The organism is Bacteroides ilei (assembly GCF_900128495.1).
Classification (GTDB): Bacteria; Bacteroidota; Bacteroidia; order Bacteroidales; family Bacteroidaceae; genus Phocaeicola; species Phocaeicola ilei.
Window position 1 is genome coordinate 208,214 of the sequence record NZ_LT635801.1, and the last position, 25,601, is coordinate 233,814.

Here is a 25,601-nt window from a genome sequence, read left to right on the forward strand (position 1 = left end):
GTGTAAATCTGTTTTTAGTTTGTATGTTAAAGTGTTCCTGTAATTTTCTTGAGCAGATAATATTGGTAAAGTATATTGATCTGGTCATTCGATAGTTTCAGCTCTGTATCAAGCTGTGTATTGCTGGCATCCAGCATGTCGGTAATCAGTGCCAGTCCGTTTATGTACCGCTGCCGTACGATATTGAAGTTCTCATGTGCGAGCTGTACGCTTTTTTCCTGTGTCTGGAGCCTTACGAAAGCCTCATTCAGGTCGATGTAGGCCGCGTGTATCTGGTGTTCCAGCTTTTCCTGGACAAGCTTTCTGTTTTCTTGCATCTTCAAGGTCGTGATGGCTGCCTGTTTCAGTTTTCTCTTGCTTTTGAATAGAGCGTCGATATTGTAGGAAATACCTACTCCGGCATACCAATAGGTGAAATTGTTGTTGAGCGGAGGCACTTCAACCAGGATTGGTCCTGTGAAATCGTTGGCTGCTGTCAGGTTGATATGCGGACGAAGTTCGGCGCGTACGGCCTGGTGGGCGTTCTGACTCAGTTTTATCTGGTTATCGGCCATCTGCAGTTCAGGAGCGTTTCCCATATCCTGCAGCCAGTTCATTTCGTCTGTACGTTCTATAGACTGTTTCATAAGCGCGGTTGTGTCCGGCATGATCTGTATGTTCGGGTCGAGGCCTACGGTAGTTGTGAGCCGGTGGTTCAGCACTTCAATTTTGTTTTTGGTCGAAGTAAGTTCCAGCTCCAGGTTCTGCAGCTGCAGTTCATAACGGGTAATGTCACTTTTCAGGGCTGTTCCCTGTTTGTATGCGGCACGCATATCTTTGACCAGCAGTCGGGTCTGTTCAATGTTCTTTTCGTAAACCAGCTTCTGGTTCTTGAGCTGGAACAGGTCCAGATAATATCCCAACAGCAGGAAACGGATGTCCTGACGGTTGTTCTGGTACTCTAGCTCCATGGCATGTTTCTGCAGCCGGCTGCGTTCTATACTGCGCGTGATAGCCCCTCCGGCATATACCACCTGCGAGGCTTTCAGTACGAAAGAGTTTCCATAATGAGGCATGTCGGCATGTACACCGTTGGAAAAGTTACGGTCGGTCATGTATCCGTCACCGATATACTTGAACTCCAGGCTAGCATTGATGGAGGGTAGCCGCTGGTTACGGGCTACTTTGATCCCCTGTTCAGCCTCGTCTACAGCCAATGAATGTAGGCGGATGCTCTTGCTGTTTTCATCAGCCAGTCTGAATAGTTCATCGATACTCAGCGTACGGGTTTGGGCAAATATCCCTGTAAGGAACATGAGTGTTCCCATACTTGCAATTATCCTTTTACCTGTCATATACCTGTATTTTGATGATCGCTCCGTCGAGCGATATTTTTTAAAGAAGTTAGTCTTTTGTGTCATCCTGATTTGACGGTGCAAAATTAAAGCATTAAATTTGTACCTAAATTGCAAATTATGCAATAATATTAACTTTTTAAGCCAAGAATATAGGATGGATAACGGACAGGAGGCATATTTGTCATCTATCGGCCGATTGGGCGATGATGAAATCTATATAAGGAAGACGGGATGGAAAGAAGTCAATTTGTCGAGGCATATCCACGACAGGCATCAGGTAATGTATACTCTGGCGGGTACACTCCGTGTCCAGATAGGCGACAGTGCCTATTTTGTTCCCGAAAAACATATCGCCTGGATACCCGAGAATACCGAACATGAACTGTCCAGCAACAACCGGCAGTCGTCGTTGGTCATCTTTTACTTTACGTTCGGATCCTTGTCGGTAGAAGATGTGGTCAATGAGTTTTCCATCTATAATGTCAATCCGGTAATGGCTGAAAACATCAAGTTCATTGATTCTTTCGGCAGCATTATCCGGGAGTCTACGCAGCACGACCTGTTTTTCTTTACGCTCGGTTTCTTCAAGCTGCTGCCTTCCATGAATCCGCATAAGGAGATTCTGCTGAAAACGTTGACCATACCTCGTGATTTCCGGCTGCAGCCGGTGCTGCATTACATAGTCGAGCATGCGCATGAAAATCTTGGGATAGAACAAGTGGCTTCGGAATTCGGGTTCTCCGTCAGGAATCTGAGCCGTTTGTTGCATAATTCGGGTATCCGTTTCAGCAATTATCTCAATTACCAGCGGATAACCCGTGCCATCGAGCTTTTTTCGGACAAAGGCAAAACGATACAGCAGATTGCTTACGAAGTGGGGTTCAGCAGTCCTAACCATTTTAACAGGGTGTTCAAGCAGATAACCGGAATGACTCCCAGTGCATTCGGTAACCGGGATGACTGACCGGTGTCAGATTATTTTAAGTCCCTTCGCAATCCGGCACGCTTCAATGGAGTTTTTTACCTGAAGTTTGCTTAATATTTCCTGCCTGTGACGGCTGACTGTGTTGATACTGATGGAAAGTACCCTGGCTATATCCTTGCTGGTCAGTCCTTTATCTACCAGTTCCAGAATCTGTTTTTCTCTAGGCGACAACATATTTGTATTATTCTGCTTTTCCAGTTCGGTAGTGTTTCCGTTGACCGAGTTGATTATCAGGCATTGGGCGGGAAGTTCAAACAGTAAGGGGCTGTAAAGGCATAAGGCCAGCCATAACGTGTTATCGTTGGATGGGGTGGGGATATAGAACATCCGGTGCCATACGGGAATGTAAGAAGCGGTCTCGGTTTTCATACGGAACCTGCTCATCAGGTAATAGTCGCTCCGTTTCCTTTTAGGCAGTTTCTTTATAAAATGGAAGAAACAGAGCTCCTGTAAATGTTTTTTAGGAAGATCGTCCGGATGGATAAGTTTGAAGATCTCCTTTTCCCAGATGGAAGAAACTGTATTGCCGTCTTCATTCTTTTCCACACCCAGCATTTTCGAAAAACGGCCATAATAGATGTAGCTGACATTTGCACGTAGGTCACTTAGTACGGCTATGGCGTTTTCCATTCGGGCATAGTTGCAGGCTATGTCCTTGTATCTGTCCAACATTTCGGCATACGGTTGTTCTGTCGGGAAATGTTGCCTGGAGAATTCTTTGTTCAGTTTGTTCAGAGTATCCATCGGCCGGTTATAAATGGTTATTTATAATTATTGTAGATCGGATCATAACTTTCTACATTTGCAAATGTAAATAAAAAAAGATTTTTAAAATTCCCTTCATAGCATTTAATAAATGACAAATAAAAAGATAAGATGAAAAGACTATATTATTTGCTTGCAGCTTTTATGCCCTTACAGTTATGTATGGCGCAGACATTGGAGAAAATGCAATGGTTCAACGAACCGGAGCAGTGGAAGATAGAAAACAAGTCACTGTCCATGTTTGTAACCCCTCAAAGTGACTATTGGAGAATTTCGCATTATGGTTTTACCGTTGATGACGCCCCTTTTTATTACACCACTTATGGAGGCGAATTTGAGGTCAAAGTGAAAGTTACAGGAAACTATAAGAAAACGGTTTGACCAGGCTGGGTTGATGCTGCGTATCGACCATGAGAATTACATCAAGACAGGTATAGAATTTGTGGACGGGAAGTTCAATCTGAGTACCGTTGTCACCCATAAGACATCGGATTGGAGCGTGATAACTTTGGAGAAACCTGTTCCGTATGTCTGGATAAAGGCTGTCAGACGGCTGGATGCTGTAGAAATCTTTTATTCGTTCGATGACAAGGAATATACGATGATGCGCAATGCCTGGCTGCAGGACAATACTCCGGTGCAGGTAGGGTTGATGGCTGCCTGTCCGGATGGAGACGGTTTTGACGTTACCTTTGAGCATTTCAAGGTCAGACATCTTCCAGACCAGAGACGTCTGGAGTGGTTGAAGAACAATGCTGAAGATTAAAGGTAAAAAGATCCGGGAAAGGTATCCTTATAGTGCCTTATTGCTAATTTTATTTAATGGTCCGTGTGATTTGGAGGAATGATCGGCAAAGCTGAAATATTTTCTGTAGTTTTGCACCGGCTATGGGATTAGCTTTCAAACTACCTATGTCGACAGTTATTTTTTCAGGCGTTTGGAAATGGTATGTAAATATATGTGGATAAGAGCTGATGATCCCTGCCTGATATTGAAAATTAATCTTCTTATATCTTGTTATGTTAAGGTCTTTACTGATTGTAGGCATAGGTAGTTTTACCGGAGGTGTGTTGCGCTATCTTATATCAAAGTTGATACAGGATTCCGGATTCCATACATTTCCTCTGGGCACTTTTTTAGTCAATGTAGTAGGTTGCTTTGCAATCGGTCTGTTTTATGGATTGTTTGAGCGCAATAATCTTATAAGTCCGGACATGCGGCTTTTTCTTACCGTAGGTTTTTGTGGAGGATTTACGACTTTTTCTACCTTCATCAATGAAAGCTATCAATTGATTAGAGATGCCAATTTCTTTTATTTGTTTTTCTACATCGCTTTAAGTCTGCTTGTAGGCCTGCTGATGCTATATGTTGGCTATTCACTTATAAAAATCTTGTAGAAGTCTGGTTTGGAGAGATTTTATCTCCACCTTTTGCTCCACCTCGAACGGTAATATTCTGCCGTTTTTTGCGTGCTTGGGGAAAACAAAAAATCCTGATTTCGCTTGGAAATCAGGATTTTACTGTCTTTTGCTTTTCTTCAAAGTGGTGCCACCAGGAATCGTAATCTAACGATAAGTGGCTGAATATCTTTGATGTATCTTTTAGCTAAAGACGTAATCTCCCGCTATTGCTCCACCTGAGACTTGCTGTATTTTGCATAAGGTTACGTGGAGGTTTCCGATGACAAAGATAACAATATTATTTTATAGATCAATTAGTCAATCCTACAATCTTCTTAAATTGAGGATCGTCAAAATATTGTTCGAAAGCAGGCCAATCTCTAACAGAATATTTCAATAAAGTATCCTCAGTAATTGCTTTTCTGAGATAGTCGAATGCTTCTTTCTTGTTATTAATTAATGCATATGCCGCTGCAATTACGTCATTATCATACATCCCTTTTTTTTCTAAGATTTTATTATTAATTTTCCTTTCATCTGGTTTAGTCCCTTTACTTTTGGATTCTGCTATGAAATAATTAATAGCTATTGCTGGTAAACAAGTAGTTGGGCAATCATAATATTTCTTTAATTCTGCGTAAACTTCTTCGTATTTTCCTAATTTTAGCATGGCAAATGAATAAGCAATAAAGTCGTCTATTTCAATATTGTTGTTTTGCCAATATTTTTTTATGAAATCGCAAGCCTTATCATATTGGTTTGATTCACAATAAAACTCGTAAAGTAAATCTGAACTAGGGACCTTATTATTTACTATTTTCTTAGCATCTTCATCTCGCTTTTTTATTAAGTACAATCTCATTAATAGTCTATCTTTTGTGGATGATTCATATTCTATACCTTCTAAAATCTTAATGGCTTCATCTATACGGTCAAATCGAGATGATAATATTTTAGCTTTCTCTAAAAAATATGTATAAGAAGGACTGTATAAATTTTCAAATTCATCAAAGTATTTTTTTGTCTTTTCAAAATCTTTATTTTTATCCAGAAAAGATTGGATTAAAATAAGTAAAGATTTTTCTGCCCAAGAAGGGTTATCTGATTGTTTAGCAAAATCATATCCCTCAGATAATAGAGTATTTATATCATCATCTATATATTCTTTAAAAAAATATGCAGCGTTTAGATAATTGGGGTTATATTTATTTTGCGGTTTGTATCTTTTTAGTAGTTCAGATATTTTCTCTTTCTTTTTTTCTGTATTATTAGTGTATAAATAGCTATACCATTTACATAAACTTACCCATGAGGTATTAAATATGCTACCATCTAAGTTTATGCTTTTTATATATGCATTTGATATGTCATCAGTTGAAATTTTAGAAATTTCCTTATTTAAAAGTGTTTTGTAGTAATCGCTCATAAAATTACCCTTTAATCTGTATAAATCGTCATCATTAGGGTAGTAAATCAAGGCTTTATCAATATACAATAATTTATTATCGATATCATTAAATGAATTTACTGCGTCATAGTAATATACATTTTTTTTAGGATTGAGTTCTATAAGTTTGTCTATAGTTTCTTTGTAAATATCTTGATTTTCAAATCCTTTACTATGAATTGCAGATAATTTCATTTCTAATAACTCAGTTTTGAAAATTTGATTTTCTATTTTTTCAATATTTTGCTCTTCTATTATAGTTAATGCCTTATCTATCTCATCTTCCATTAATGAGATTTTTATTCACTACTGTCCCGTTAAAAAAGGGAATCGGTCTTTGAAATAGTTGAAATATAGTCTTTTACAAGCATTTTTAGGGTGCGACGATTTGAAATTGCTACATTGTAGTCTATAAGATAGACTGCATATGAACAAAAACAAATATATCTTTGCCCAATTGGTAGAATTTCTTGATAAAGATAAGTTTCGCCACTTAGTTGACAAATACAATGGCAATCGGTATGTCAAGTCATTCACGTGCTGGAACCAACTTCTTGCACTGATGTTTGGTCAGCTTAGTAATCGTGAAAGTTTACGCGATGTAGTCGTGGCGCTGGAAGCGCATCATACCAAATGCTATCATCTTGGAATAGGACGGAATCCTATTGCTAAAACGACATTTGCTTCAGCCAACCAAAATCGAGATTACCGCATCTTTGAAGACTTTGCATTCTTCATGATGGAACAGGCTCGGAAAAAACAGGCAACAGATATTTTTAAGTTGAAAGGGCATGTGTATGCTTTCGATTCTACGACAATACCTTTATGTCTGTCTATCTTTTGGTGGGCCAAGTTTCGTAAGAAGAAAGGTGGTGTAAAAGCTCATGTGTTGTATGACTTGGAAGCACAAGTCCCAGCATACTTCCACTTCTCTACAGCATCTGTCCACGATTCAAAAGCAATGAAGTATATTCCTTATGAATCAGAGTCTTACTATGTGTTTGACCGTGGTTACAATGCCTTCAAAGAACTCTATAAGATACATTTGCACGAGTCTTTCTTTGTGGTGAGAGCCAAGAAGAATCTACAGTTTAAATGTATCCGATGGAGACGCAGATTGCCAAAGAATGTACTTACCGATTCTGTAATAGAACTTACCGACATAATCACTCGGCAGAAGTATCCTGAGCGGTTGCGCTTAGTGAAGTACAGAGACGAAAATCAGGATAGAGAGTTTGTCTTTCTTACCAATGCTTTTCATCTCACTTCACTTGAAATCGTCGAACTGTATAAAAACCGCTGGCAGGTTGAGTTGTTCTTCAAATGGCTAAAGCAGCACCTCAAAATTAAGAAGTTTTGGGGTACTACGGAGAACGCTGTTCGAATCCAAATCAGTACTGCCATTATCAGTTATTGCCTTGTTGCTATAGTGCAACATGATATGCAACTGGAACGGTCAACATATGAAGTTCTACAAATTCTAAGCATTTCTCTTACGGACAAAACATGCCTTAAGGAACTGTTTGATAAGACTAATTTCAACGATGTCAAAGAACTCAATTCTTCCCTTTTTCCGGGATTGTTTGATTAATATTAATTTGTCCCGATTTTAACGGGACACTAATGATTTTTATTTTATTTAAGATATTCTTCTCTTCTTGATTTAATTCAAATAAGTGATTTCTATAAGAAGTTTCATCTGCTTTATTCCTTTTAAAATCAAAGTGTTTAACGAAATCTTCAAAAAAGTTATGGCTGACCATTTTTTTTAATCTTTTAGCATCTTCTTGAATTATTGGAGAAGCTGATTTTTTGACATATTCATTAGAGGTTAAACTTTTTATTAAATTTATTTGATGTTCACTACTTAGAAGAGCATTGTCGATTGGCAAAGCTCCATTATTAAGTTCCTTGTTGAGTTCAGCCATAAACTCGTCAAATCCATCAATTTGTATGAAATAGACTCTATCCTTCCATAATAATTTCTTCAATTCATCAGAAATATTCTTATCCCCTTTTCTAATACACCAATAGATTCCATTCTTGAAGAATTCTTCTTTTTTTAATAAGTACGATAAAATATCCATTATGGATCTATCATTTCCAGCATATCCGACAACGATTAGTCCATAGTCTTTAGAAAATTCTATGAACTTATTTTTCATGTTCCCTTCTAAGGACTCCGTTTCTCTTAAAGTACTTTTAATATCTTCAAATAAATAATCACCATGAAGCTTTATAATTTTAGGACGTTTAGATGTTATTGTTATACTGGATATTGCTGAATCATGTGCACATACAACAGGCCTAACATTAGAAAAACGATAAAAAGCTTCATTTAATAAATCATCGAAATTAGTTGTGAAAACTGCATTAAAATAATTTTGTTCTATGAGTTTTACTAAATAAGCATATCCTATAGATGGATTTTTATTTGCCACTTCATTTTCTACAAAAGATCTTCGTTGACGTTGTAAGTCATATCGTCTTTCAAATAGTGATGAGTAGGGATTTCTGTCATCATACCAATCCTGAGATTCAAAAAACTTATTAAATTCGTCTGAATCTTCAGGTATATTATTAGAAATAGCTATTTCTTTTTTCCATTCATTTATAAGTTGCCCTCCTGATTTTATTCCTGAGGTAATGGAACAACCTGCTCCTAATAATAATGAATAATTGGGGGTATCATCACATCTAATATTTAGAAATCTAATTAAATCGCTTACACTTTTCTCTTTGTGTTTAAGTTCAGTAAGTATATCATCTTTTGTTCCCATACTAATGCAAATAAAGATTAATAATAGAATTCTGAATCCATATTGATTATAGACTAACAATTCAAAGATAGCAAAATATTCAGTATTAGATTCCTATTTTATTCTTTTGTTCGGTAAATAATTTCCCTTTTCTGGATTATATATTGATTTTTTATAATAAATCTTCAATCAAGTAGTTTTTATACAGGTCTTATTATTTTATTAATAAATTTTATTTCTTCATCCGTAAAACGATATTTTGCATACAATTGGAGATTAATATCACTAAGATTATTACTCCACTTAATATCGCTATTATCTAAAAAAACTTGTACAGGAATAAATCTAAATACTTCCTGAGATACTTGCATTGTTCCTCTACCAAAGAATAATAATATTCTAAAAAAATCAGTTTCCATATATTTTTTACAATTTATCAATTCTTCTTGATTATCAAAAGGGCCTATAACAAGAAAGGTTTCGCTACACACAACTTCAGGAGGTGCCACTATCATCTCTGGAGGAACAATAGCATCTGCTGAATAAGCTTTAGATATGAATAATTTATATTTATTTATCCATTGTTTGTTCTTTTTTATTGCATTGGAATCAATATACCCGGTAATACGCTTTGCACCACCTTTAATACCATAAACGCCCCATAATAAAACCGAATTTTTATAAGGTTTGTCATTGAGTTTGTATTCTGGGTAATTTGATTTATTATTGAATATGTCTGTGTTAATACCAAATGGTTTACGTGCTGAAACTATCTGACTAAATGATTGAAGTTTAGAAACTTTATCAATAATGCTTTGTCGTCTATTATCTCTAATAATTATATCAGAATTGCCATCCGATAACGGTCTTATAGAACAAAAAGATTTTTCATTAGTAGGTTTGTAAATATAATTTATAAGCCCATCATGTTTCCTACTCCAAAGAAAATAACAGATTCCACCATCTATATGCTGCCCGTTAAAGCATTCGCCAGAATCCTCATAATCATAGATGGATGCAATATGTTTATCTTCCATCATTTCTTTTCTGAATGGTTTGAGAACAGCTTTTCCTCCAATCATCCATTTTGAAGGCATAATCAGGGAAAAGTATTCGGGTCTGATCTGTTTTGCTATCCGTACAAATATTTGGTATATAGGATTTGCAGCATCGTCAGATGCACCACTTCCATCATTGATTTGGTATGGAGGATTACCGACTATAGCATTAATCTTCATGTCTTTTCCTATTAAATCATGTACTTTTTTAATGAATAATTCTGATTGATTCTTTATCTTGTTGACAAGATCTTCCGGAGCCCACATATTTGTCTTGACTTTACGAAACCCAGCAAGCGTACGTTTGGTAATACTCTTAGCCATTGGAGTCTTACAGATGACAAAGATGTTTTCCGCTATGACCTTGTCCCATACAGTCTGCTGCTCCTCTACCGTTTCTACAGCGAACAGAGAAGCCTTTACCCTTGCCCGGTAAATGCCGTATGCCACATAGAGCGGATAAAGTCCGGATTTGGAATTGATTTCCAGAATACGGGATTCAGGGGAGAAAACTTCTGCGGTAACTTCTCCTTTGTCTATAAACCGTGGTTCAGAAATCACATTCTGATACTCCGCGTCATAGAAGTTATAGCCTCCCAGACAGTCGCCGAGGTGCATGTTTACCACACGCCACGGAGTAAGCACCGTTTCCTTGTCTGGATTACGGAAAGTACTGAAGATGTCCGTAATCCTCTCGATACGTTCCTCTATACTCAGTTTGTCCGCAGCACGGGCCATCGCACGGATTCGTTTCCCAGCGGCACAGAATATTTCCGGATCATAGTATTTTTTGAAACTGTTGAATTTCTGTTTGGTCACTCCCTTGGGCATGAACTCTTCCCATGACTGCGGGTCAATGAGTGAGGCGAAATTATCAATCGTGATTTCCTGATTTTCATCACTCAGTTCCGCACCATAAATCAACAGGGGCATACGGATGGAGATGCCTCGGAGTATGGAAATGGCAGCTTCCCGGTTCTTGGTCTTCTTTTTCAATTCTTCCAGCCGTTTCCGTTCTTCCTCCGTAAGCTCCTTCTTGGGCTTCTTCTCCAGCTTTTCCTTTTCCTCGTACTCCTCGTTGTTTAGTCCCTGATTGTTAATATCCACCTGATTGGTCTTGGGCATGGCCTTGGTCTGGCCGATAATCTTTTTCAGATTATCGAACTCCTGCAGTTCCAGATCATCCAGCCTCATCAATTCATCATTATACAAGCTATTGTCCTCAAACCCGTTACGGACGACACGTTCCACATATACCCGTTTCAGCTGTTCCAGCATGTGAGGTACGTCAAAACGGCTCATCTGGGAACCTTCGACGGATATGATAGGGCAAAAATTAATGAACTCACCCATGGCCTTGCGGTCGCTCTGTGACGTTTTTCCGGCTTTAGCCGATATTTTGGCGGTTTCGGCTATCACTTTCAGGGTACGGTCCGGAGCAAAATCAAAAACGTAGCACTGCTCCTTCATCCGTCCGTTGATGATGGCCGGTGTCTGTACGCGGAAGATGGTCTGCATATAACTGGATGCAGCTGTATTATAAGAACCGGACAGCATGAATACGGCAGTCCATGCCTTTACACTTACTCCGGTCGTTAGCCGTCCACAAGAGAGGGTAATGGTCCGTGTAGCATACGGATCTTTTCCGATAGCCTTTTCCACGGCTTCCAGGGCATCACGGCTTTCCTCGTCCTGATCACCGTCACCAGCTACATTGACCACCTTGAAATGCTGGAACACCGGATGTGTCTGGAGCATGGCACTCAGTGCCCGTGCTTCCTTCACGCCGGGCACCATCCAGAGAGTATGGCGGAAAATATTCCTATATTCCTCGTTGGCATATGGATAAAGGCTGTCCTTGTCCTCCTTGGTAAGAAGATTCAGAAAAGCCCGCACGTCTTTTTCATGACAAAAACTGCCGGATTCATTGACCCTGAAAAATTCCTTGAAATTAAAGGCAACATCTTCATCTACAAATTCATGAAGCAGCCGTCCCAAATCGTAGGTATAGATATTGAGTGTAGGCAGTGAGGCATACGGATTGGGATCACCAAAATGGAGTTCGTCCCAGCTCATCTTGGCCCGTTGTTCCATCACATAGTCCCATGTATAGATTTCATCCTCCTTGAAATCATCCAGCAGGTTGAATGGAGTACCTGAAAGGCGCAATACCTTGGTCTGTTCCTTGACCAGCTCTCCCATAACCGCTTTACCCAGTTCGGTCTGGGTGCCTTCGTGCGCTTCATCCACGATAATCAGGTCCCAATCAGTAGCAAACACTTCGTTGTTTTTGTCGAAATTACCACCCACAAGTTCAGAGCCGCGCAAATCCTGCATGGATGCAAAATAGACATAATGCAATCCGTGGCTTTCTGCCCGCCGTTCAAGACTGTCGTAACTTTCCCCGTTGTTCTTGGAACCGTATGCAAAATCCTTGCGGTCGTAAAATATCTTACCGAAATCCTCAAACCATCCGGCATCCACCACAGGACGATGAGTCAGAATCAGGGTACGCTGAAACTCCATATCCTTGACAACCTGCAGAGCAGAAAGGGTCTTTCCGAAACGCATCTTTGCGTTCCAGAGCATCTGGTTGCCTTTCTTAAACTGCTTCTTGGTCTTGCTGATGGCTTCCTGCTGTTCCGGCCGGAATACAATCGGGGAATATTCCCGGGTAACTTCCGCTGATGAAAGGGAACTCCGGCCTTCCTTGACAGCCGCAATGGCACGCTTGACGGTTTCCAGATCGGTGATGAACCATTCATTGGCTTTGTTGACTGTATCGAAGACTTTCTTTTTGACGCCGGAACGTTCCAGAACATTGTGTACCTCCTTGTCGTTGAATGAACGGAGTCCGCCACGGTTGTAAACAGTCAGTTCCGTATAAAGCAGATCGTATGCGATACCTGCCGTCTGTGTGTACTGGTTGATACGCTTTCTTGCCGCTTCATTGAGCGCCTTGCTGTTAGGAGACAGACCGAACACGTTTTCATCCTCACAGGTTGCCTCGCCAATCTTCAGGCATCCACGGTGCGCCGTATCATTGATACGGAACACATAGATCAGTTTTAGTTTCAGGGACGATGTGAATCTCATGCTTCTTCATTTATGAGGTCGATAAATCGGATTCGTTTCCCCTTTTTGCCTGTTGCCTTGTCTGTAGCCCGCCAGTCCTTGATAATGCTGTAAATGCCGTTGTGCTTGGTCAGGTCATTTTTCAGACAACCCTCGCACGGTTCCCGTCTTTCAATCGTACCGAACAGGCCCGGTTCCATTCGCACACGTTCTCCACAACTGTCCGGAACAACACCTTTCAGTCCGTCCATCTGCCATACATTCCAGGAGATGATATAGGCTATATGGTTGATGGATTTAATTTGCGGATCTTTACCGAACTTGTTCCGGTAATATTCGATGAAGGATAAGAGAAGTGCTTCACGGGCAAGAAGAAGACTGTCACCCTGCCATTCATAGGCATAGATGCTTCTGTAAGCATCCTTCGCTGCCTCCAGCCATTCACGCGTTGTCGTGGTATTCTCACTGACGATACGGAGCTTACGGTCAAGCAGGCCGATACGTTTCTCCACGGGAATGAATGTTCCGGTAGTCGTATCATACCTGCTTACCAGATAAGGAGCTTCTCCACAGGTGATTTCCAACCGGTTTTCCTGTACATAGTCTTTCCATGTCCTGCCTTCAGGAAAAGCAATCTTATCCGGATTGATTTCCCATGAATGTGTACCGTCTTTAGATGTCACTTCATGGTTGAATACATCCTTTCTGCCAAACCAGGCTTCATCGATAAGGTTGTTCTGGGCATTACAGATCCAGGACGGAGTAAATACCTCCGCCATTTCCCGGGAACGTGTGCTTTGGGTATCCCTGTGTTTCAGGACACGGGGCATGACCACATGACCGTTCTCTCCGGTTATCAGTTCAGGAAGGATCTGTGACCCGTATTCATAACCTTTGCCGAGCGGTTCATAATCGGAAGTAGCCCAGAATATATTACACTGTTTTCCTTCCTTACTCGTTGTATGATCTTTGAGCAAGGTATTCAGTAAGTCGGGTGAAAGTTCTTTCAGCCTGTTCTCCTGTATGTCGGCTTCTCCGGTCGTTTTCTCCATCTTCTTTCTGTGCGTAAAGGGGAAGAGAAAGTCCCGGTGTCTGCGTCTTTCTTAGACAGAGGGAGATTTCAGGCTATAAGGCTGATTTGCTGATGAATTATATGTGGGATTGCTAAACAACAGTTGAATTTCAATAACTTCCGGATGAAAATCCAACAACAGGAATTGCAGGATTTTCAATAAAATGTATAACTTTGCGCAAGAGTGAGTCCCTCTGTCTAAGAAATGAATGCTTTTGCTAAACGTTCTCCAATCCTACAGACTTTTCAGAATTTGTGCGTTGGCTTTGTCCACTACGGAATTGTCCAATGAAGCCAGATAAATTTGTGTGGTCGCCTCGGAGTCATGTCCCATTCCTTCACTGATAACCGAAATCGGAATGTTCTTGCCTTTGGCTGCGCTTGCCCATGAATGACGGGCACAGTACATGCTCAGAGGGACGGATATATCGGCCAGTCTGGCTATTTCTTTCAGGTTTCGGTTTATTCCGGACATGACATTCCTGTAATGCTTGTGCGTATCCTTAAAAGGATATTTCAATACCGGCAAAAGATAAGGACTGAGGCTGTCTTCCGGTTTTTTGCCGACAATCTCTTGCATACATTTTTCCCACTTGATGACCAGCTGCTGCCCGGTCTTTCGTCTGCGATACGATAAGAATCCGTTCTGAAGATCTTTCTTTTTCAGGTGAGCCATATCAATGAACGACATGCCACGGGTATAGAAACTGAACAGGAACATGTCCCTTGCAAATTCCAGATTAGGCTGTAAGGATAGATCCAGATTCTTCATACGCTTGATGGCGGATAAGGGAACGGCACGCTTGACGGTCTTGTCCACTCCCGTATAGACATGCCTGAAAGGATTGCGCTGTTCCATCAGTTCCTTTTCCAAGGCACGGTTATATACTGCCCGAAGAATACGCATGTAGAACGAACTGGTATTCCGTACGGCACCTTTTCCATGAAGATAGGCTTCATAAAGCTGCATCAAGTCCGAATCGATTTCAGACAACAGAATATCCCTGTCTCCTCTGAACTGCATGAAACTTTTCAGAGTGCAGGAATAATTTTCAGCAGTGCGTATCTTGCCCATCTGTTTTAGACGGGCTATGATGCCTTGCATGAAGTTGAAAAACGACTGTCCCTCTGTATTGCTTTGAAAAGAAGCGACAATATCATCTGCCGTATATCCGGCTTTCCGGTTATCCAGTTGTCGGATAATCATGTCCAGCCGCTTCAAGTCACACTCCATGCGTTCCTGCAAGGAAAGGAGCAGATTACTTCGTTCTGAACTACCGGCAATGATACAGCTTCCAGCTTCGTTCCATTCATCTGTAAATATCCGGTAATCCGTCTTTAACTGACGGATTACACGGTTCTGGATAATCTGATAATAGATGGTACCTTCCTTACCCTCTATGGTGGAAGGTCTGAATTTCACTTTCACACTGGCCATGGGCTTACTTTTTAGGTTCATCCGTAATAGACTTGTCCTTGATGGACTTCGCCTTGCTGTCCAGTTCTCTCGCGGCCTGTTCCTTCAGCCGTGCCTGCTCGGTCAGGGTGGCCTGTTTCCGTACCGCTTCCTCGTAGGCTTCCACGTCCTCACGCATCTGTTCTATCCGTTCGTTATCCCGGTTCGGCCCGAAGAGGCTCTCAAGTTCCACGAGTTGCTCGGGAGTAGCCTCTCCTTTCATCTTGACATAACGGTACTTCAGATCATTATCAGCCTGCTCGTTATCTGTTCTCGTCGAAAAATAGAGAGCCACGGACAGGGCCACGACTGCCGCAAACATCACGGAAAAGTTCCCTAGTATGTACGGGGATTCCAAGCTCAGGCTGAAATGATGGTTGATGTTGCTTGTCTTAACGGCATTCTTTCTGATTGTGTCATTGGTCTCACAAAACAGGGTTTCCACTTTCTCCTGGTTCTGCCGCTGTTCATTATGCATTTCTGACAAGACCTGTCCAAGTCTTTCCTGTGACGAGTTTTTCCTGTCCATGGAAACCATATCGTTCTTGATGGCGGCAAGACCTTCGTACACGCGAGCCAACAATTTACGGAATGTCTCATGACCATTCCGGACTTCATTCAGCACGGACTCATCCTGTGTGTTATTAACTGTCGGGCTGTTACCTTCCAACAAGGGAGTGGATAGCCCGTTGATTTTGTTCTCGATTCTTTCCAGGCATCCGAAGATGCTCTCGATATATTCTTCCAATTTCATATTCCTGCAATTTTAATGTTCATGAATAATTTGAATGGGAAAGGACGGACTACAATCCGAAACCTTTCCTTTTTTGTCGCTTCTTCCTGCGTCTGCGCAAGAGTTCTTCCTGAGGCAACGGTTCTTCGGGAGCGGTACCGTTTGTAGAACTGAACAGTCCAAGTCCCGTACTTTCGAGAAGATGGCCTCTGTCCGGTATCATTTGCTGCACCTTACGTTCGGATTCCTGTTGGGATTCAGAAGTCTTCCAACCCAACCGGACATTCAGTCTGGCAAAGCTGAACTCTCGGCTGATTTGTGAAGCCTTGAAGGTCTGCCCGTCCTTGGTGAATCGGATTCCCTGTATGTCCTCCGGCTTTTTTATCTCCCTGGTCCGCTTTACAAATTCCAGCCTGATGCCCCGGCGAAGCAGATAATCGTTGAACTCTTTCCATGTTTTGGAGTGCTTCAAAGCTGCCTTGACGGCATTGAAGATTTCGTATTTCACACGTTCCGAAGCATGGAGTTTCTCCACGTTAGTCTTGCCCTTGTCCTCGGCGTATGTCAGACCGTACTTGTCCTTAAGCAGTTTTGTGGTGATTTCGTTACGCTTGTAATCGCCTTGGGAAGAGATTACCTTGCCGTCATACCCGATGCGGTTATAGACCAGGTGGCAGTGCGGATTGTCCGTGTTATGGTGTCTTACCAGAATAAACTGAGTGTTTTTTATCCCCATCAACTCCATGTATTCCCGAGCTATTTTAGCCATAAATTCATCTGTCAGCAGTGCCTTGTCCTCCGGCTTGAAGCTCAATGCGATATGCCCGACAGGCTGTTTTATCTTCGGATTAAGTTCACGCTGGTAGTTGAAACTGGCCGTTATTTCCCTGATATTTTCCAGCAGTACGCCGTCGGAGTCGATGATTTCCGCGTTGTCCTTGCCCATCACATAACGGATACAGCCGCCGAAGGATTTCCCTTTCTTGATCTTGCCAATCATGACGGCCTCCTTTCTCCGTACCTATACCGGACAATAATCTCCTTGAGCTTCTGCAGGAGTTCTGTCACCGTCCTTTGGGTACGGTGGAATCCGGCCTGATGGGACAGACGGGTCAGTTGGTTCAGGTTGTTCGCCATACCCGTAAGGCTGCGTATGAAGGCAGTCTCCTCGGCAGAGTGCCTGGTCGTTATCGTCGTCTCAAAGGCTGATACGCGGAGGTATTCCGCCAGCGTGAGGTTAGCCTGCCTGCTGCGTCGGCACAACCGTTCATAGTCTATCTTGGAGAATTTCACTGTAACGGCTTTGCTGAGTTTGCACACTCCGCTTACTCTGGGGCGTCCTCTCGGTCTGTTTTTCTTTCTGTCATTCATATTTTCTTCGTTTGATTTCTGATTATTCTTTTTCTCACAATCTGCGACCACCGGGAGCGGATTGCCTCCACTCTTCGGGAGTGGAGCGAGGTTTTCGGGATGCCCGAAAGATAACCTCGCTAACTCCCAAAACTGAAGTTTTGTCCGTTACTCCCTCTGGTCGACTGCGGACTGTCTGAATACAGTAATGACTGGAGTCAGTAAGCAAGTCGGTCATTCCTGAAAATATCACAGCTTTCGCCACTGCTCGAAATCTTCCGAATAGATTTCAAGATGCTGCCGAGCAATATTCTCAAGCAGTCCGGAAACGCTCATTTTGCGTCCTCCCAACCTGCGGACAAACTCGTCCAGCCTGTCACGTACCTCGCCGCTAACAAACACGGGCTTGCGGTCTTCGATTCTCGGAACCTGAAGAAAGGTTTTCCGGTATTCGTCCAGAGATAGTTTTCTCTGTCTACTGCTTATACGTCGCTGAGACGCGGGAATGGCTTCCTCTTTTCCGGTTGACAGTTCCTGGTTCTCGGATGTGGTGTCGGTCAGTTCTACCGTCCTTTCTGACTTCTCTTTTCCTATATCATTCAAGGATGATTCCATGGCAGTTTCAATGCTGCCATCTGACGGGAGTATGAATGACATGTCCGTACCTGTCATGGCCTCCCATTCTTCTTTGGTCAATTTCTTTTTTGTTACCATACATTTTTGATTTTAATCGGTTTACTCACTGGTCTCGGTGCGCACCTTGACTTGTTGTCGTGAGCAAAGGAAGTGTGTATAGTAAACAGAATCAAGCAAATGGAGATGCTGTAGCAATTATGTTACCCTATGCACAATATAGATTGGGTGGTCGGTGCTGCCTGCCGTGACTTGCCGGAGTGATTCTTCCATACCGGATTGTTCAAGCGGATTCCGTTTATGAAGAAGGCTCATTGTATGCGGTTGATATGTAACATGATGTCATTCCGGGTAACGCATCGTCACCGGTCTGAAAATCCATTGCAGTGTGATTCCTACTGCTTTTATTTGCAGTGGGAACAGGGATAAACGGTCACATTTCCTGCCGAGAATTGGACGATGATTCATGATGGAATATCGGTTGTAAAGGATCTGTTCTGTTCTGGAATTTAGAATATATGTTTAACAGAAAATAATGAAGACAATGGAAATCATCAGCTTTGAAAAAAGGACTTTCGAGGAAATAGCTGCCAAGCTGGATCGCTTCGTGCAGCGGGTGGAAAATCTGTGCCGTGAACACGGCGGGAAGGGAACAAGTGAATGGATGGACAACCATGAGGTCTGCCGCAGGTTGCGTATCAGTCCGAGAACCTTGCAGACCCTGAGGGATAACGGGACGCTGGCCTTTACAAAAATCGGAAACCGAACTTATTACCGTCCTGACGATGTGGAACGGGTAGTCGGCAACGTGGAGGACAAACGCAAGGAAGCCCGTTGGAAAGGCAAGACCATTTGAGTGAGTTTCAAGAATAATGTATAAACCAATATCAAACGCGTATGAGTAATGAAATCAGAGAAAAGGACCATGAGTGGGTAAAGGCGTTCCACTCGAATTTCGACAGGCTGCTGGCCCTGCTCGAAAAGTTGTTGGAGAAACGGCAACCGTCTGCCTATGGCGATGAACTGCTGACGGACAAGGAAGTGGCATACCTGTTGAAAGTGAGCCGGAGAACCTTGCAGGACTACCGCAACAACGGCATTCTGCCTTACACACAGGTGGGCGGCAAGATTCTCTACCGGGCTTCCGACATAGAAAAGACACTGATGAATGGGTACAAGGAGGCGTATCGGCTTAATGAATAAAATCGGTATCACTCTATTGGAATCTGTATCACTTATCAAACAGGTAGGTGATGCAGATTCTATTTGTTTTATTGCAAAAGGTGGGGAGAAAAGCAAATAAAGTAGGGAGAAAATAATGAGAAGTAGGGAGAAAAATATATATTTGTGAAAAATAGAAGATAATATGCAAACCGAACTTGAAAAATTGATTTCCCTTTATCGGGAATTGGAAATAGACAAGCAGATAGATTATGACAAGTTCTATTTGTATTCACTCATTACTCATTCCACGGCCATCGAGGGATCGACTATAACAGAGCTTGAAAATCAAATCATGTTCGACCAGGGAATCAGCCTGAAAGGGAAAAGTATCACAGAGCAGAACATGAACCTTGATCTTAAAAACGCTTATGAGACTGCCATAAAACTAGCTCATGCACATACTGATATCACTATTGATTTATTGAAAAGTCTCTCTGCTCTTGTCATGAAAAATACCGGACAGGAGTATAAGACTGCATTGGGAGATTTCTCATCTGCACAGGGAGACTTACGCCTGTTGAATGTTACGGCAGGAGTTGGAGGCAAATCGTATATGAATTACAGTAAAGTCCCGGTAAAACTCTCGGAATTTTGCAATTGGCTGAATCAAGAACGAAAAAATTATGCAAGCAAAAGTGTTGCACAATTATACGAGCTAAGTTTTGATACCCATTATCATTTGGTGACTATACATCCGTGGGCTGATGGTAACGGCAGAATGGCACGTCTTGTAATGAACATGCTTCAATTTGAGTTTGGATTGATTCCTACCAAAATCCTTAAGGATGATAAGGAGGAATACATCAAAGCATTGGTGGAAACCCGGGAAAATGAAGATTTAAGTATATTCCGGAATTTTATGACTGCCACTATGGTGAAGAATCTTACTCATGACATTGAAATTTATCGTAAATCCATTGAAGATATTCCGGAGAGTGGGGAGAAACTGACAGAAAGTAGGAAGAAAAAGGTGAAAAGTAGGGAGAAAATTATTGCTCTGCTATCTCAAGACAATTCACTAAGTGCAGCTGCCCTTGCCGAGCGGATAGGCATAACCCCTAAAGCTGTGGAAAAGCATATTGCCAAGATGAAGGCAGAGGGAATACTCAAGCGTGTCGGACCGGATAAAGGTGGACACTGGCAGGTTGTAGAAAAAACGGATTGATTTTTCTGGAGGGAGCGCAGTTTGCCGCCTGCCCATTTTATTGTGTTTCTAAAAAATATCCTTCTTTAAGTGATGAAAACGGCATATAGAATTGGACGTGATTTTAATTTCCATCTATATGTTGTTTTACTTTTTAATTTTCTGACTTTTCCGTCAGTCGCTTGTTTCCGCTGCCGTCGGCGTTCATTGTACAGACGTGAAAGGGAAAAGGTTTTCGGGCTGAATACGCTCTGAAGGAGGAAGATTCTGCCCGAAACGGCATAGCCGCCAGACCTTTTCGCTTTCAAGAGAGTCTGTACTAACTTCCATGGACGGCGAGGAAATAGGCGACTGATGGGCGTTTCTTATGATTTGGAGGTTGAGGCTAAAGCTGTTAAGATATTCATACGGATAATTAACCGCAGAATTTGCGGCTTATTATCCGTATGATAGAATGATTCATAATTTCTGAATTGTTTGAATGAACTGCTATTAACGAGAAAGATTGCCTGAAAGTACATCCCTTACATTATTCATATCTTTCAGAATGGAACTGTCGAGTACCCTTGCATAGTGCTGCGTCATCTTGATATTGGAGTGACCGAGCATTTTGGCTACATTCTCAATGCTTACTCCATTGGCCAAACAGACAGATGTGGCGTATGAGTGACGTGCTGTATGTGTCGTCAAATTCTTCTTTATCTGACATAGGTCGGCGATCTCTTTCAGGTAGCTGTTCATCTTCTGATTGCAGGGGACAGGCAGTAATACTCCTTTCTTTTTGCAGGCAGGATAATCTGCATATTTTCTCAGGATTTCCAAAGGAATATCCAGCAGCGGAATGTTACACATGTTCTTTGTTTTCTGACGTGGCTTCCTGATCCACAGGTTTCCGTTGTTGTCTTTTACGATATGCTCAGGCGAAAGCTGTTGCACGTCGATGAAAGCCAAACCAGTAAAGGCAGCGAAAATAAAAACATCACGGACTACGGTGATTCGGTCCAGAGGAAACTCCTTGTGGTAGATAGTCAGCAGTTCGTCCATGGTAAGAAACTCACGGATTACTTCTTTTTCGTGGAATTTGATACCGATAAACGGGTCTTTGGCTATCCATTCATTGGCCAGTGCCAGATTGGTAATCTTCTTCAGACACTTCATATAACGGATGACGGTATTCTGCTGACATTCCTTTTCCGTTTTCAGATAAAATTCAAAGGCACGTACCAGCTCACCGTTGACTTCCGCCAGCGGCAGGTCATCCTTTCCGTATTTCTGTCTGATAAGTTCGGCAAGATAGCGCTTACAGCTTTCATAACGGCGAACGGTAATCAGGGCGTAGTCTTTACCGACCAGGGCACGGCATTGGTCATTGTGTTCCTGCATGGTGCCAATGAGGGTGCGGACCGCTTCCGGTTCTTTGTCTTGTCCGAAAAATATTTCCTGCAACAGACGCGCTGTTATAGGCTGGTTCTGTTCTTCCAGTTCACAAAAAATCTGATGTAATTTGATTCTCGCATTTTCGATATAGGCATTCAGATCGCATGATTTGCGGCTTTTGCCTCTGGCGGATTCCTTTGCCTGACTCCAGAGAGACGGATCAATGCTTTTGCGGATGTTGTTTTCAACTCGCGTACCATCTACAGTGATACGCATACACACGGATGCTTCTCCGTTTTTTAGCAGCTTGGTCTTCTTCAAGAAGAAAAGCACATTGAATGAACTTCTTTTCATTTTCCTACAGTTTTTAGTTTGTACAAAAGTAGGAAACCGAACCCGTTTTCTTGCTATGCAAAATATTGACAATCAGTGAAAAAGAGCCTAATTCGGTGGAGATTTTTGCTCCACCTTTTATCTCCACCTTTTGCTCCACCTCGAACGGTAATATTCTGCCGTTTTTTGCGTGCCTGGGGAAAACAAAAAATCCCGATTTCGCTTGGAAATCAGGATTTTACTGTCTTTTGCTTTTCTTCAAAGTGGTGCCACCAGGAATCGAACCGGGGACACAAGGATTTTCAGTCCTTTGCTCTACCATCTGAGCTATGGCACCATTCTGCTATGTCTTTGCATGCGTTGTTTCTCGTTTGCGGATGCAAAGGTAGACAAAATATTCGAACTGCCAAACTTTTTCCCTGATTTTATGATAAAAAGTTATCAACAAAATAATGAACGCTGTTCAAAACCTCCTTTCAGTGGTTCTGGACAGCGTTTATTATTTGAGGAATTTCTATGAAGAAATCAGGTCTCAGTCTTGTTTCAGCGGATTCCAGCCTTGGGCTTTCAGCTCCAGTTCATTGCCGTCGCGGGTTACCAGGGCACAGCCCAGTTCGGGTTTGGTAATGTAGCCTATCACCTTTATATCCTTCAACTCCGATACCTTGTCGTGGTCGGTGAGGGGAACAGTGAAGAGCAGTTCGTAGTCTTCACCTCCATTCAAGGCGCAGGTACTAAGGTTCATGTTGAACTCTTCGGCCATGACAGCTGTCTGATAGTCGATAGGGATGCGTTCTTCGTAAACGCGGCATCCGGTGTTGCTTTGTGAACAGATGTGCATCAGTTCCGATGAAAGTCCGTCGGAGATGTCCATCATGGCGGTAGGTTTGATGCCGGCTTCGGCCAGTTCCTCGATGATGTCGCGGCGTGCTTCCGGTTTCAGGAAGCGTTCCAGCAGGTATTCCTTACCGGCAAAGTCGGGCTGTACGTCTTTTTCTCCCTGGAATACGGCCTTTTCCCGTTCCATCAGCTGGAGGCCCATATAAGCTGCTCCAAGGTCGCCGCTCACGCAGATGATGTCGGTTTCCTTGGCCCCGTTACGGTAAACCACTTTGTCTTTGTCGGCTACGCCGATGCAGGTGATGGAAATGGCCAGCCCTGTTACCGATGAAGTGGTGTCACCGCCTACAATGTCTACATGGTGACGCTGGCAGGCCAGTTTCACTCCGTCATAAAAGTCTTCCAGGTCTTCTATGCAGAAACGTTTGGATACGGCCAGCGATACGGTTATCTGTTTCGGGGTTCCGTTCATGGCATAGATGTCCGACAGGTTGACCATTGCCGATTTGTAGCCCAGATGTTTGAGTGGGGTATATACCAGGTCGAAGTGTACACCTTCCATGAGCAGGTCGGTGGTTACCAGTACCTGCTGTCCCGGAAATTCCAGAACGGCTGCGTCATCGCCTATTCCGTATTTCGTTTCCTTGTTTTCGGGCTTGATATCTTCAGTCAGATGTTTGATCAGTCCGAATTCCCCCAGGGTTGATATTTCTGTTCTGTTTCCTTCGTGCATATTCTTTACGCTCTATTGATAAGTTCTCTCATGATGGTTGTCATACGCGGCTGCGCCTCGTCGGCTGCCTTCTGTACTTCTTCGTGCGATACTTCCACTATCTTGCCTTCCACGCCCAGGTCGGTGATGACCGATACCCCGAATACCTTGATGCCGCAATGGTTGGCTACAATTACTTCGGGTACGGTCGACATGCCTACCGCATCGGCCCCCAGTATGTGGAACATCTTGTATTCCGACGGAGTCTCGAAAGTCGGTCCTTGGGTACCCAGGTAAACTCCCTGCTGTACCTTGATACCTTTTTCCTTGGCTATTTCAAGTGCTTTGGCTATGAGTTCCTTGGAATAGGCTTCGCTCATATCCGGGAAACGTGGTCCGTATTCAATGTTCTTGCCGCGTAGCGGATGTTCGGGGAAAAGGTTGATATGGTCGGTTATGATCATCAGGTCGCCGATTTCGAAGTCGGGATTCGTACCTCCGGCCGCATTCGATACAAACAGGGTCTTGATACCCAGTTCGCGCATTACTCGCACCGGGAAGGTCACTTCTTTCATGGAATAGCCTTCATAGAAATGGAAACGGCCCTGCATGGCCATGATATCCTTGTTGCCCAGTTTGCCGAAAATCAGCTTGCCGCTATGTCCTTCAACGGTTGATACCGGGAAATTCGGAATATCGGCATAGTTGATTTCGTATTTCTCGGTAATTTCGTGTACCAAACTTCCCAGGCCTGTACCCAAGATGATGGCGGTTTCCGGGTGAGTGTGCATTTTAGCCTTCAGGAAGGCTGCTGTCTCTTGAATTTTCTCTAACATACTCAATTATATTTTGGTTAAACATCTGTTCTTCTTTATTCAGAAATTCTACGCTTACGGGAAGTACGTAAATGTAGGGCTTGAGCTTTCCGCTTACCGCAGGGTGGTTGAGCAGGCGGGCTGCATCCTTTTCGGTAGTAATGATGAGCTTCTTTGGAGGAAGTGCATCGAATTCTTTCTCAATCCGTTGCAGGTCGGCCTCACTGAAGTCGTGATGGTCGGCAAAGGTGAGGGTCCCGATGTGTGCGGTATGTTCCTTCAACCGGCTGATAATGGCTGCAGGAGAGGCGATACCGGTTACCAGCAGGATGTGTTCATCGGCCAGGAGCGAGTCGAGAGCTCTTTCGGCCTCGTTGACAAACAGGGGCTGCAGCTTGCCATAGCTCAGTGTAGTGAAATAGAGCTGTTGGTGTGAAGAGGGGGAGATATTCCGGCGGAGCTCCTTCTGTTCTTCCCGGCTTAGGTAGGGCGGGCATTTGCTTACAATGATGATGTCGGCCCTCCGTTTGCCTTGTTGAGGTTCTCTCAGCCGGCCGGCCGGAAGCATGCAGTCCTGCCAGATGGGGCGGTTGTAATCGATTAGAAGGATGGTCCGTCCGGCCTTTACGTAGCGGTGCTGGTAAGCATCGTCCAGAATGATTACACCTACGCCTGGGGTGGTCTGTCCGTCGGTCAGCTTTCCGATTCCGTGGCAGCGGTCACGGTCTACAGCCATGTAGATGTACGGGAACTTGTGTGCCATCTGGTAAGGTTCGTCTCCAATTTCGGGCATGGGTGTACCCGGTTTTGCCAGCACGAATCCTTTCGACTTACGTTTGTATCCTCTGCTCAATACGGCTACCTGATACTGGTCTTTGAGCAGGCGGATGAGGTATTCCGTATGTGGGGTTTTCCCTGTTCCGCCCACCGTTATGTTTCCTACGCAGATTACGGGCACAGGGAATGTGCGTGAGTGCAGCACTCCCTTGTCGAAAAGGTAGTTGCGTACACTCACGCCTATTCTGAAAAGGAATGCAAAAGGTTGCAGTCCCTGATAAATCTTTATCGGTTTTTTCTGGCCCATG

The 25,601-nt window shown here is 43.0% G+C and carries 21 protein-coding genes, 1 tRNA gene and 1 pseudogene; 7 read left to right on the forward strand and 16 right to left on the reverse strand.

Annotated elements, in window-relative coordinates; all coding sequences use genetic code 11:
• Positions 1–26: 26 nt before the first annotated feature.
• On the reverse strand, positions 27–1,307 hold the full coding sequence (locus tag BQ7489_RS00930) for a TolC family protein (RefSeq protein WP_239496907.1): 1,281 nt from the start codon (positions 1,305–1,307) through the stop codon (positions 27–29).
• Between the two features lie 184 nt (positions 1,308–1,491).
• On the opposite strand from BQ7489_RS00930, the gene BQ7489_RS00935 reads away from it, so the two are divergent.
• Positions 1,492–2,301, forward strand: a complete 810-nt coding sequence (locus BQ7489_RS00935; protein WP_072529662.1) for an AraC family transcriptional regulator — start codon at positions 1,492–1,494, stop codon at positions 2,299–2,301.
• Between the two features lie 6 nt (positions 2,302–2,307).
• On the opposite strand, the gene BQ7489_RS00940 is transcribed toward BQ7489_RS00935, so the two are convergent.
• A complete protein-coding gene (locus BQ7489_RS00940; protein WP_072529663.1) occupies positions 2,308–3,066 on the reverse strand; it encodes a response regulator transcription factor in 759 nt (252 codons plus the stop codon).
• A 132-nt stretch (positions 3,067–3,198) separates the two neighbouring features.
• Between BQ7489_RS00940 and BQ7489_RS00945 the strand changes: the two are divergent.
• Positions 3,199–3,853: pseudogene (locus BQ7489_RS00945) on the forward strand (DUF1349 domain-containing protein).
• Positions 3,854–4,107: 254 nt separating this feature from the next.
• Positions 4,108–4,485 (forward strand): fluoride efflux transporter CrcB, encoded by a 378-nt coding sequence (crcB, locus tag BQ7489_RS00950; RefSeq protein ID WP_072529664.1) that lies wholly within the window; start codon positions 4,108–4,110, stop codon positions 4,483–4,485.
• A gap of 313 nt (positions 4,486–4,798) precedes the next feature.
• On the opposite strand, the gene BQ7489_RS00955 is transcribed toward crcB, so the two are convergent.
• Positions 4,799–6,223: a TPR end-of-group domain-containing protein gene (locus tag BQ7489_RS00955; RefSeq protein WP_072529665.1), complete on the reverse strand. Its 1,425-nt coding sequence runs from the start codon at positions 6,221–6,223 to the stop codon at positions 4,799–4,801.
• Between the two features lie 139 nt (positions 6,224–6,362).
• On the opposite strand from BQ7489_RS00955, the gene BQ7489_RS00960 reads away from it, so the two are divergent.
• On the forward strand, positions 6,363–7,526 hold the full coding sequence (locus BQ7489_RS00960) for an IS4 family transposase (RefSeq protein ID WP_072529666.1): 1,164 nt from the start codon (positions 6,363–6,365) through the stop codon (positions 7,524–7,526).
• Here BQ7489_RS00960 and BQ7489_RS00965 read toward each other — a convergent pair.
• The 8 genes from BQ7489_RS00965 to BQ7489_RS01000 all read right to left on the reverse strand — a co-directional run bounded on the left by BQ7489_RS00965 (position 7,492) and on the right by BQ7489_RS01000 (position 18,152).
• Positions 7,492–8,715, reverse strand: a complete 1,224-nt coding sequence (locus BQ7489_RS00965) for an SIR2 family protein (RefSeq protein ID WP_083580418.1) — start codon at positions 8,713–8,715, stop codon at positions 7,492–7,494. The two genes, BQ7489_RS00960 and BQ7489_RS00965, sit on opposite strands and share 35 nt — an antisense overlap.
• Before the next feature lie 179 nt (positions 8,716–8,894).
• On the reverse strand, positions 8,895–12,848 hold the full coding sequence (locus BQ7489_RS00970) for an Eco57I restriction-modification methylase domain-containing protein (RefSeq protein ID WP_072529667.1): 3,954 nt from the start codon (positions 12,846–12,848) through the stop codon (positions 8,895–8,897).
• Complete coding sequence (locus BQ7489_RS00975; protein ID WP_072529668.1) at positions 12,845–13,879, reverse strand: restriction endonuclease subunit M; 1,035 nt, start codon at positions 13,877–13,879, stop codon at positions 12,845–12,847. Before BQ7489_RS00975 ends, BQ7489_RS00970 begins: the two co-directional genes overlap by 4 nt.
• A gap of 255 nt (positions 13,880–14,134) precedes the next feature.
• Positions 14,135–15,337, reverse strand: coding sequence for a site-specific integrase (locus BQ7489_RS00980; RefSeq protein WP_072529669.1), 1,203 nt, complete (start codon positions 15,335–15,337; stop codon positions 14,135–14,137).
• A 4-nt stretch (positions 15,338–15,341) separates the two neighbouring features.
• Complete coding sequence (locus tag BQ7489_RS00985) at positions 15,342–16,109, reverse strand: hypothetical protein (RefSeq protein ID WP_072529670.1); 768 nt, start codon at positions 16,107–16,109, stop codon at positions 15,342–15,344.
• A gap of 49 nt (positions 16,110–16,158) precedes the next feature.
• Positions 16,159–17,088, reverse strand: coding sequence for a relaxase/mobilization nuclease domain-containing protein (locus tag BQ7489_RS00990; protein ID WP_072529671.1), 930 nt, complete (start codon positions 17,086–17,088; stop codon positions 16,159–16,161).
• Positions 17,085–17,459: a plasmid mobilization protein gene (locus BQ7489_RS00995; protein WP_072529672.1), complete on the reverse strand. Its 375-nt coding sequence runs from the start codon at positions 17,457–17,459 to the stop codon at positions 17,085–17,087. Before BQ7489_RS00995 ends, BQ7489_RS00990 begins: the two co-directional genes overlap by 4 nt.
• Positions 17,460–17,687: 228 nt before the next feature.
• Entirely contained in the window at positions 17,688–18,152 is a 465-nt protein-coding gene (locus tag BQ7489_RS01000; RefSeq protein WP_072529673.1) for a DUF3408 domain-containing protein, read from the reverse strand.
• A gap of 454 nt (positions 18,153–18,606) precedes the next feature.
• Between BQ7489_RS01000 and BQ7489_RS01005 the strand changes: the two genes are divergently transcribed.
• From BQ7489_RS01005 to BQ7489_RS01015, 3 genes are all read left to right on the forward strand, one after another.
• Positions 18,607–18,927 (forward strand): helix-turn-helix domain-containing protein, encoded by a 321-nt coding sequence (locus tag BQ7489_RS01005; RefSeq protein ID WP_083580420.1) that lies wholly within the window; start codon positions 18,607–18,609, stop codon positions 18,925–18,927.
• A 41-nt stretch (positions 18,928–18,968) separates the two neighbouring features.
• Positions 18,969–19,274, forward strand: coding sequence for a helix-turn-helix domain-containing protein (locus BQ7489_RS01010; protein WP_072529674.1), 306 nt, complete (start codon positions 18,969–18,971; stop codon positions 19,272–19,274).
• A gap of 163 nt (positions 19,275–19,437) precedes the next feature.
• Positions 19,438–20,460 carry a Fic family protein gene (locus tag BQ7489_RS01015; protein WP_072529675.1) on the forward strand — a complete coding sequence of 341 codons (1,023 nt, stop codon included), beginning with the start codon at positions 19,438–19,440 and terminating at the stop codon, positions 20,458–20,460.
• Between the two features lie 471 nt (positions 20,461–20,931).
• Here the strand turns inward: BQ7489_RS01015 and BQ7489_RS01025 are convergent, their stop codons facing one another.
• From BQ7489_RS01025 to lpxK, 5 genes are all read right to left on the reverse strand, one after another.
• Positions 20,932–22,170 carry a site-specific integrase gene (locus BQ7489_RS01025; protein WP_072529677.1) on the reverse strand — a complete coding sequence of 413 codons (1,239 nt, stop codon included), beginning with the start codon at positions 22,168–22,170 and terminating at the stop codon, positions 20,932–20,934.
• Positions 22,171–22,413: 243 nt separating this feature from the next.
• A tRNA-Phe gene (locus tag BQ7489_RS01030) sits at positions 22,414–22,486 on the reverse strand.
• 195 nt (positions 22,487–22,681) lie between these two features.
• Entirely contained in the window at positions 22,682–23,722 is a 1,041-nt protein-coding gene (thiL, locus tag BQ7489_RS01035; protein WP_072529678.1) for a thiamine-phosphate kinase, read from the reverse strand.
• A 5-nt stretch (positions 23,723–23,727) separates the two neighbouring features.
• Positions 23,728–24,537 (reverse strand): purine-nucleoside phosphorylase, encoded by an 810-nt coding sequence (locus BQ7489_RS01040; protein ID WP_072529679.1) that lies wholly within the window; start codon positions 24,535–24,537, stop codon positions 23,728–23,730.
• The gene (gene lpxK / locus BQ7489_RS01045) at positions 24,494–25,600 is read right to left on the reverse strand and encodes a tetraacyldisaccharide 4'-kinase (protein WP_072529680.1); all 1,107 of its coding nucleotides are present in this window, start codon (positions 25,598–25,600) and stop codon (positions 24,494–24,496) included. The genes BQ7489_RS01040 and lpxK overlap by 44 nt, the downstream gene beginning before the upstream one ends.
• Between the last annotated feature and the right edge of the window lies 1 nt (position 25,601).

Excerpts from the sequence above, each read along its gene's own strand:
- BQ7489_RS00930 (WP_239496907.1), bottom strand. The coding sequence starts at position 1,307 with ATGGGAACACTCATGTTCCTTACAGGGATATTTGCCCAAACCCGTACG.
- BQ7489_RS00935 (WP_072529662.1), top strand. The coding sequence starts at position 1,492 with ATGGATAACGGACAGGAGGCATATTTGTCATCTATCGGCCGATTGGGC.
- BQ7489_RS00940 (WP_072529663.1), bottom strand. The coding sequence starts at position 3,066 with ATGGATACTCTGAACAAACTGAACAAAGAATTCTCCAGGCAACATTTC.
- crcB (WP_072529664.1), top strand. The coding sequence starts at position 4,108 with ATGTTAAGGTCTTTACTGATTGTAGGCATAGGTAGTTTTACCGGAGGT.
- BQ7489_RS00955 (WP_072529665.1), bottom strand. The coding sequence starts at position 6,223 with ATGGAAGATGAGATAGATAAGGCATTAACTATAATAGAAGAGCAAAAT.
- BQ7489_RS00960 (WP_072529666.1), top strand. The coding sequence starts at position 6,363 with ATGAACAAAAACAAATATATCTTTGCCCAATTGGTAGAATTTCTTGAT.
- BQ7489_RS00965 (WP_083580418.1), bottom strand. The coding sequence starts at position 8,715 with ATGGGAACAAAAGATGATATACTTACTGAACTTAAACACAAAGAGAAA.
- BQ7489_RS00970 (WP_072529667.1), bottom strand. The coding sequence starts at position 12,848 with ATGAGATTCACATCGTCCCTGAAACTAAAACTGATCTATGTGTTCCGT.
- BQ7489_RS00975 (WP_072529668.1), bottom strand. The coding sequence starts at position 13,879 with ATGGAGAAAACGACCGGAGAAGCCGACATACAGGAGAACAGGCTGAAA.
- BQ7489_RS00980 (WP_072529669.1), bottom strand. The coding sequence starts at position 15,337 with ATGGCCAGTGTGAAAGTGAAATTCAGACCTTCCACCATAGAGGGTAAG.
- BQ7489_RS00985 (WP_072529670.1), bottom strand. The coding sequence starts at position 16,109 with ATGAAATTGGAAGAATATATCGAGAGCATCTTCGGATGCCTGGAAAGA.
- BQ7489_RS00990 (WP_072529671.1), bottom strand. The coding sequence starts at position 17,088 with ATGATTGGCAAGATCAAGAAAGGGAAATCCTTCGGCGGCTGTATCCGT.
- BQ7489_RS00995 (WP_072529672.1), bottom strand. The coding sequence starts at position 17,459 with ATGAATGACAGAAAGAAAAACAGACCGAGAGGACGCCCCAGAGTAAGC.
- BQ7489_RS01000 (WP_072529673.1), bottom strand. The coding sequence starts at position 18,152 with ATGGTAACAAAAAAGAAATTGACCAAAGAAGAATGGGAGGCCATGACA.
- BQ7489_RS01005 (WP_083580420.1), top strand. The coding sequence starts at position 18,607 with ATGAAGACAATGGAAATCATCAGCTTTGAAAAAAGGACTTTCGAGGAA.
- BQ7489_RS01010 (WP_072529674.1), top strand. The coding sequence starts at position 18,969 with ATGAGTAATGAAATCAGAGAAAAGGACCATGAGTGGGTAAAGGCGTTC.
- BQ7489_RS01015 (WP_072529675.1), top strand. The coding sequence starts at position 19,438 with ATGCAAACCGAACTTGAAAAATTGATTTCCCTTTATCGGGAATTGGAA.
- BQ7489_RS01025 (WP_072529677.1), bottom strand. The coding sequence starts at position 22,170 with ATGAAAAGAAGTTCATTCAATGTGCTTTTCTTCTTGAAGAAGACCAAG.
- thiL (WP_072529678.1), bottom strand. The coding sequence starts at position 23,722 with ATGCACGAAGGAAACAGAACAGAAATATCAACCCTGGGGGAATTCGGA.
- BQ7489_RS01040 (WP_072529679.1), bottom strand. The coding sequence starts at position 24,537 with ATGTTAGAGAAAATTCAAGAGACAGCAGCCTTCCTGAAGGCTAAAATG.
- lpxK (WP_072529680.1), bottom strand. The coding sequence starts at position 25,600 with ATGGGCCAGAAAAAACCGATAAAGATTTATCAGGGACTGCAACCTTTT.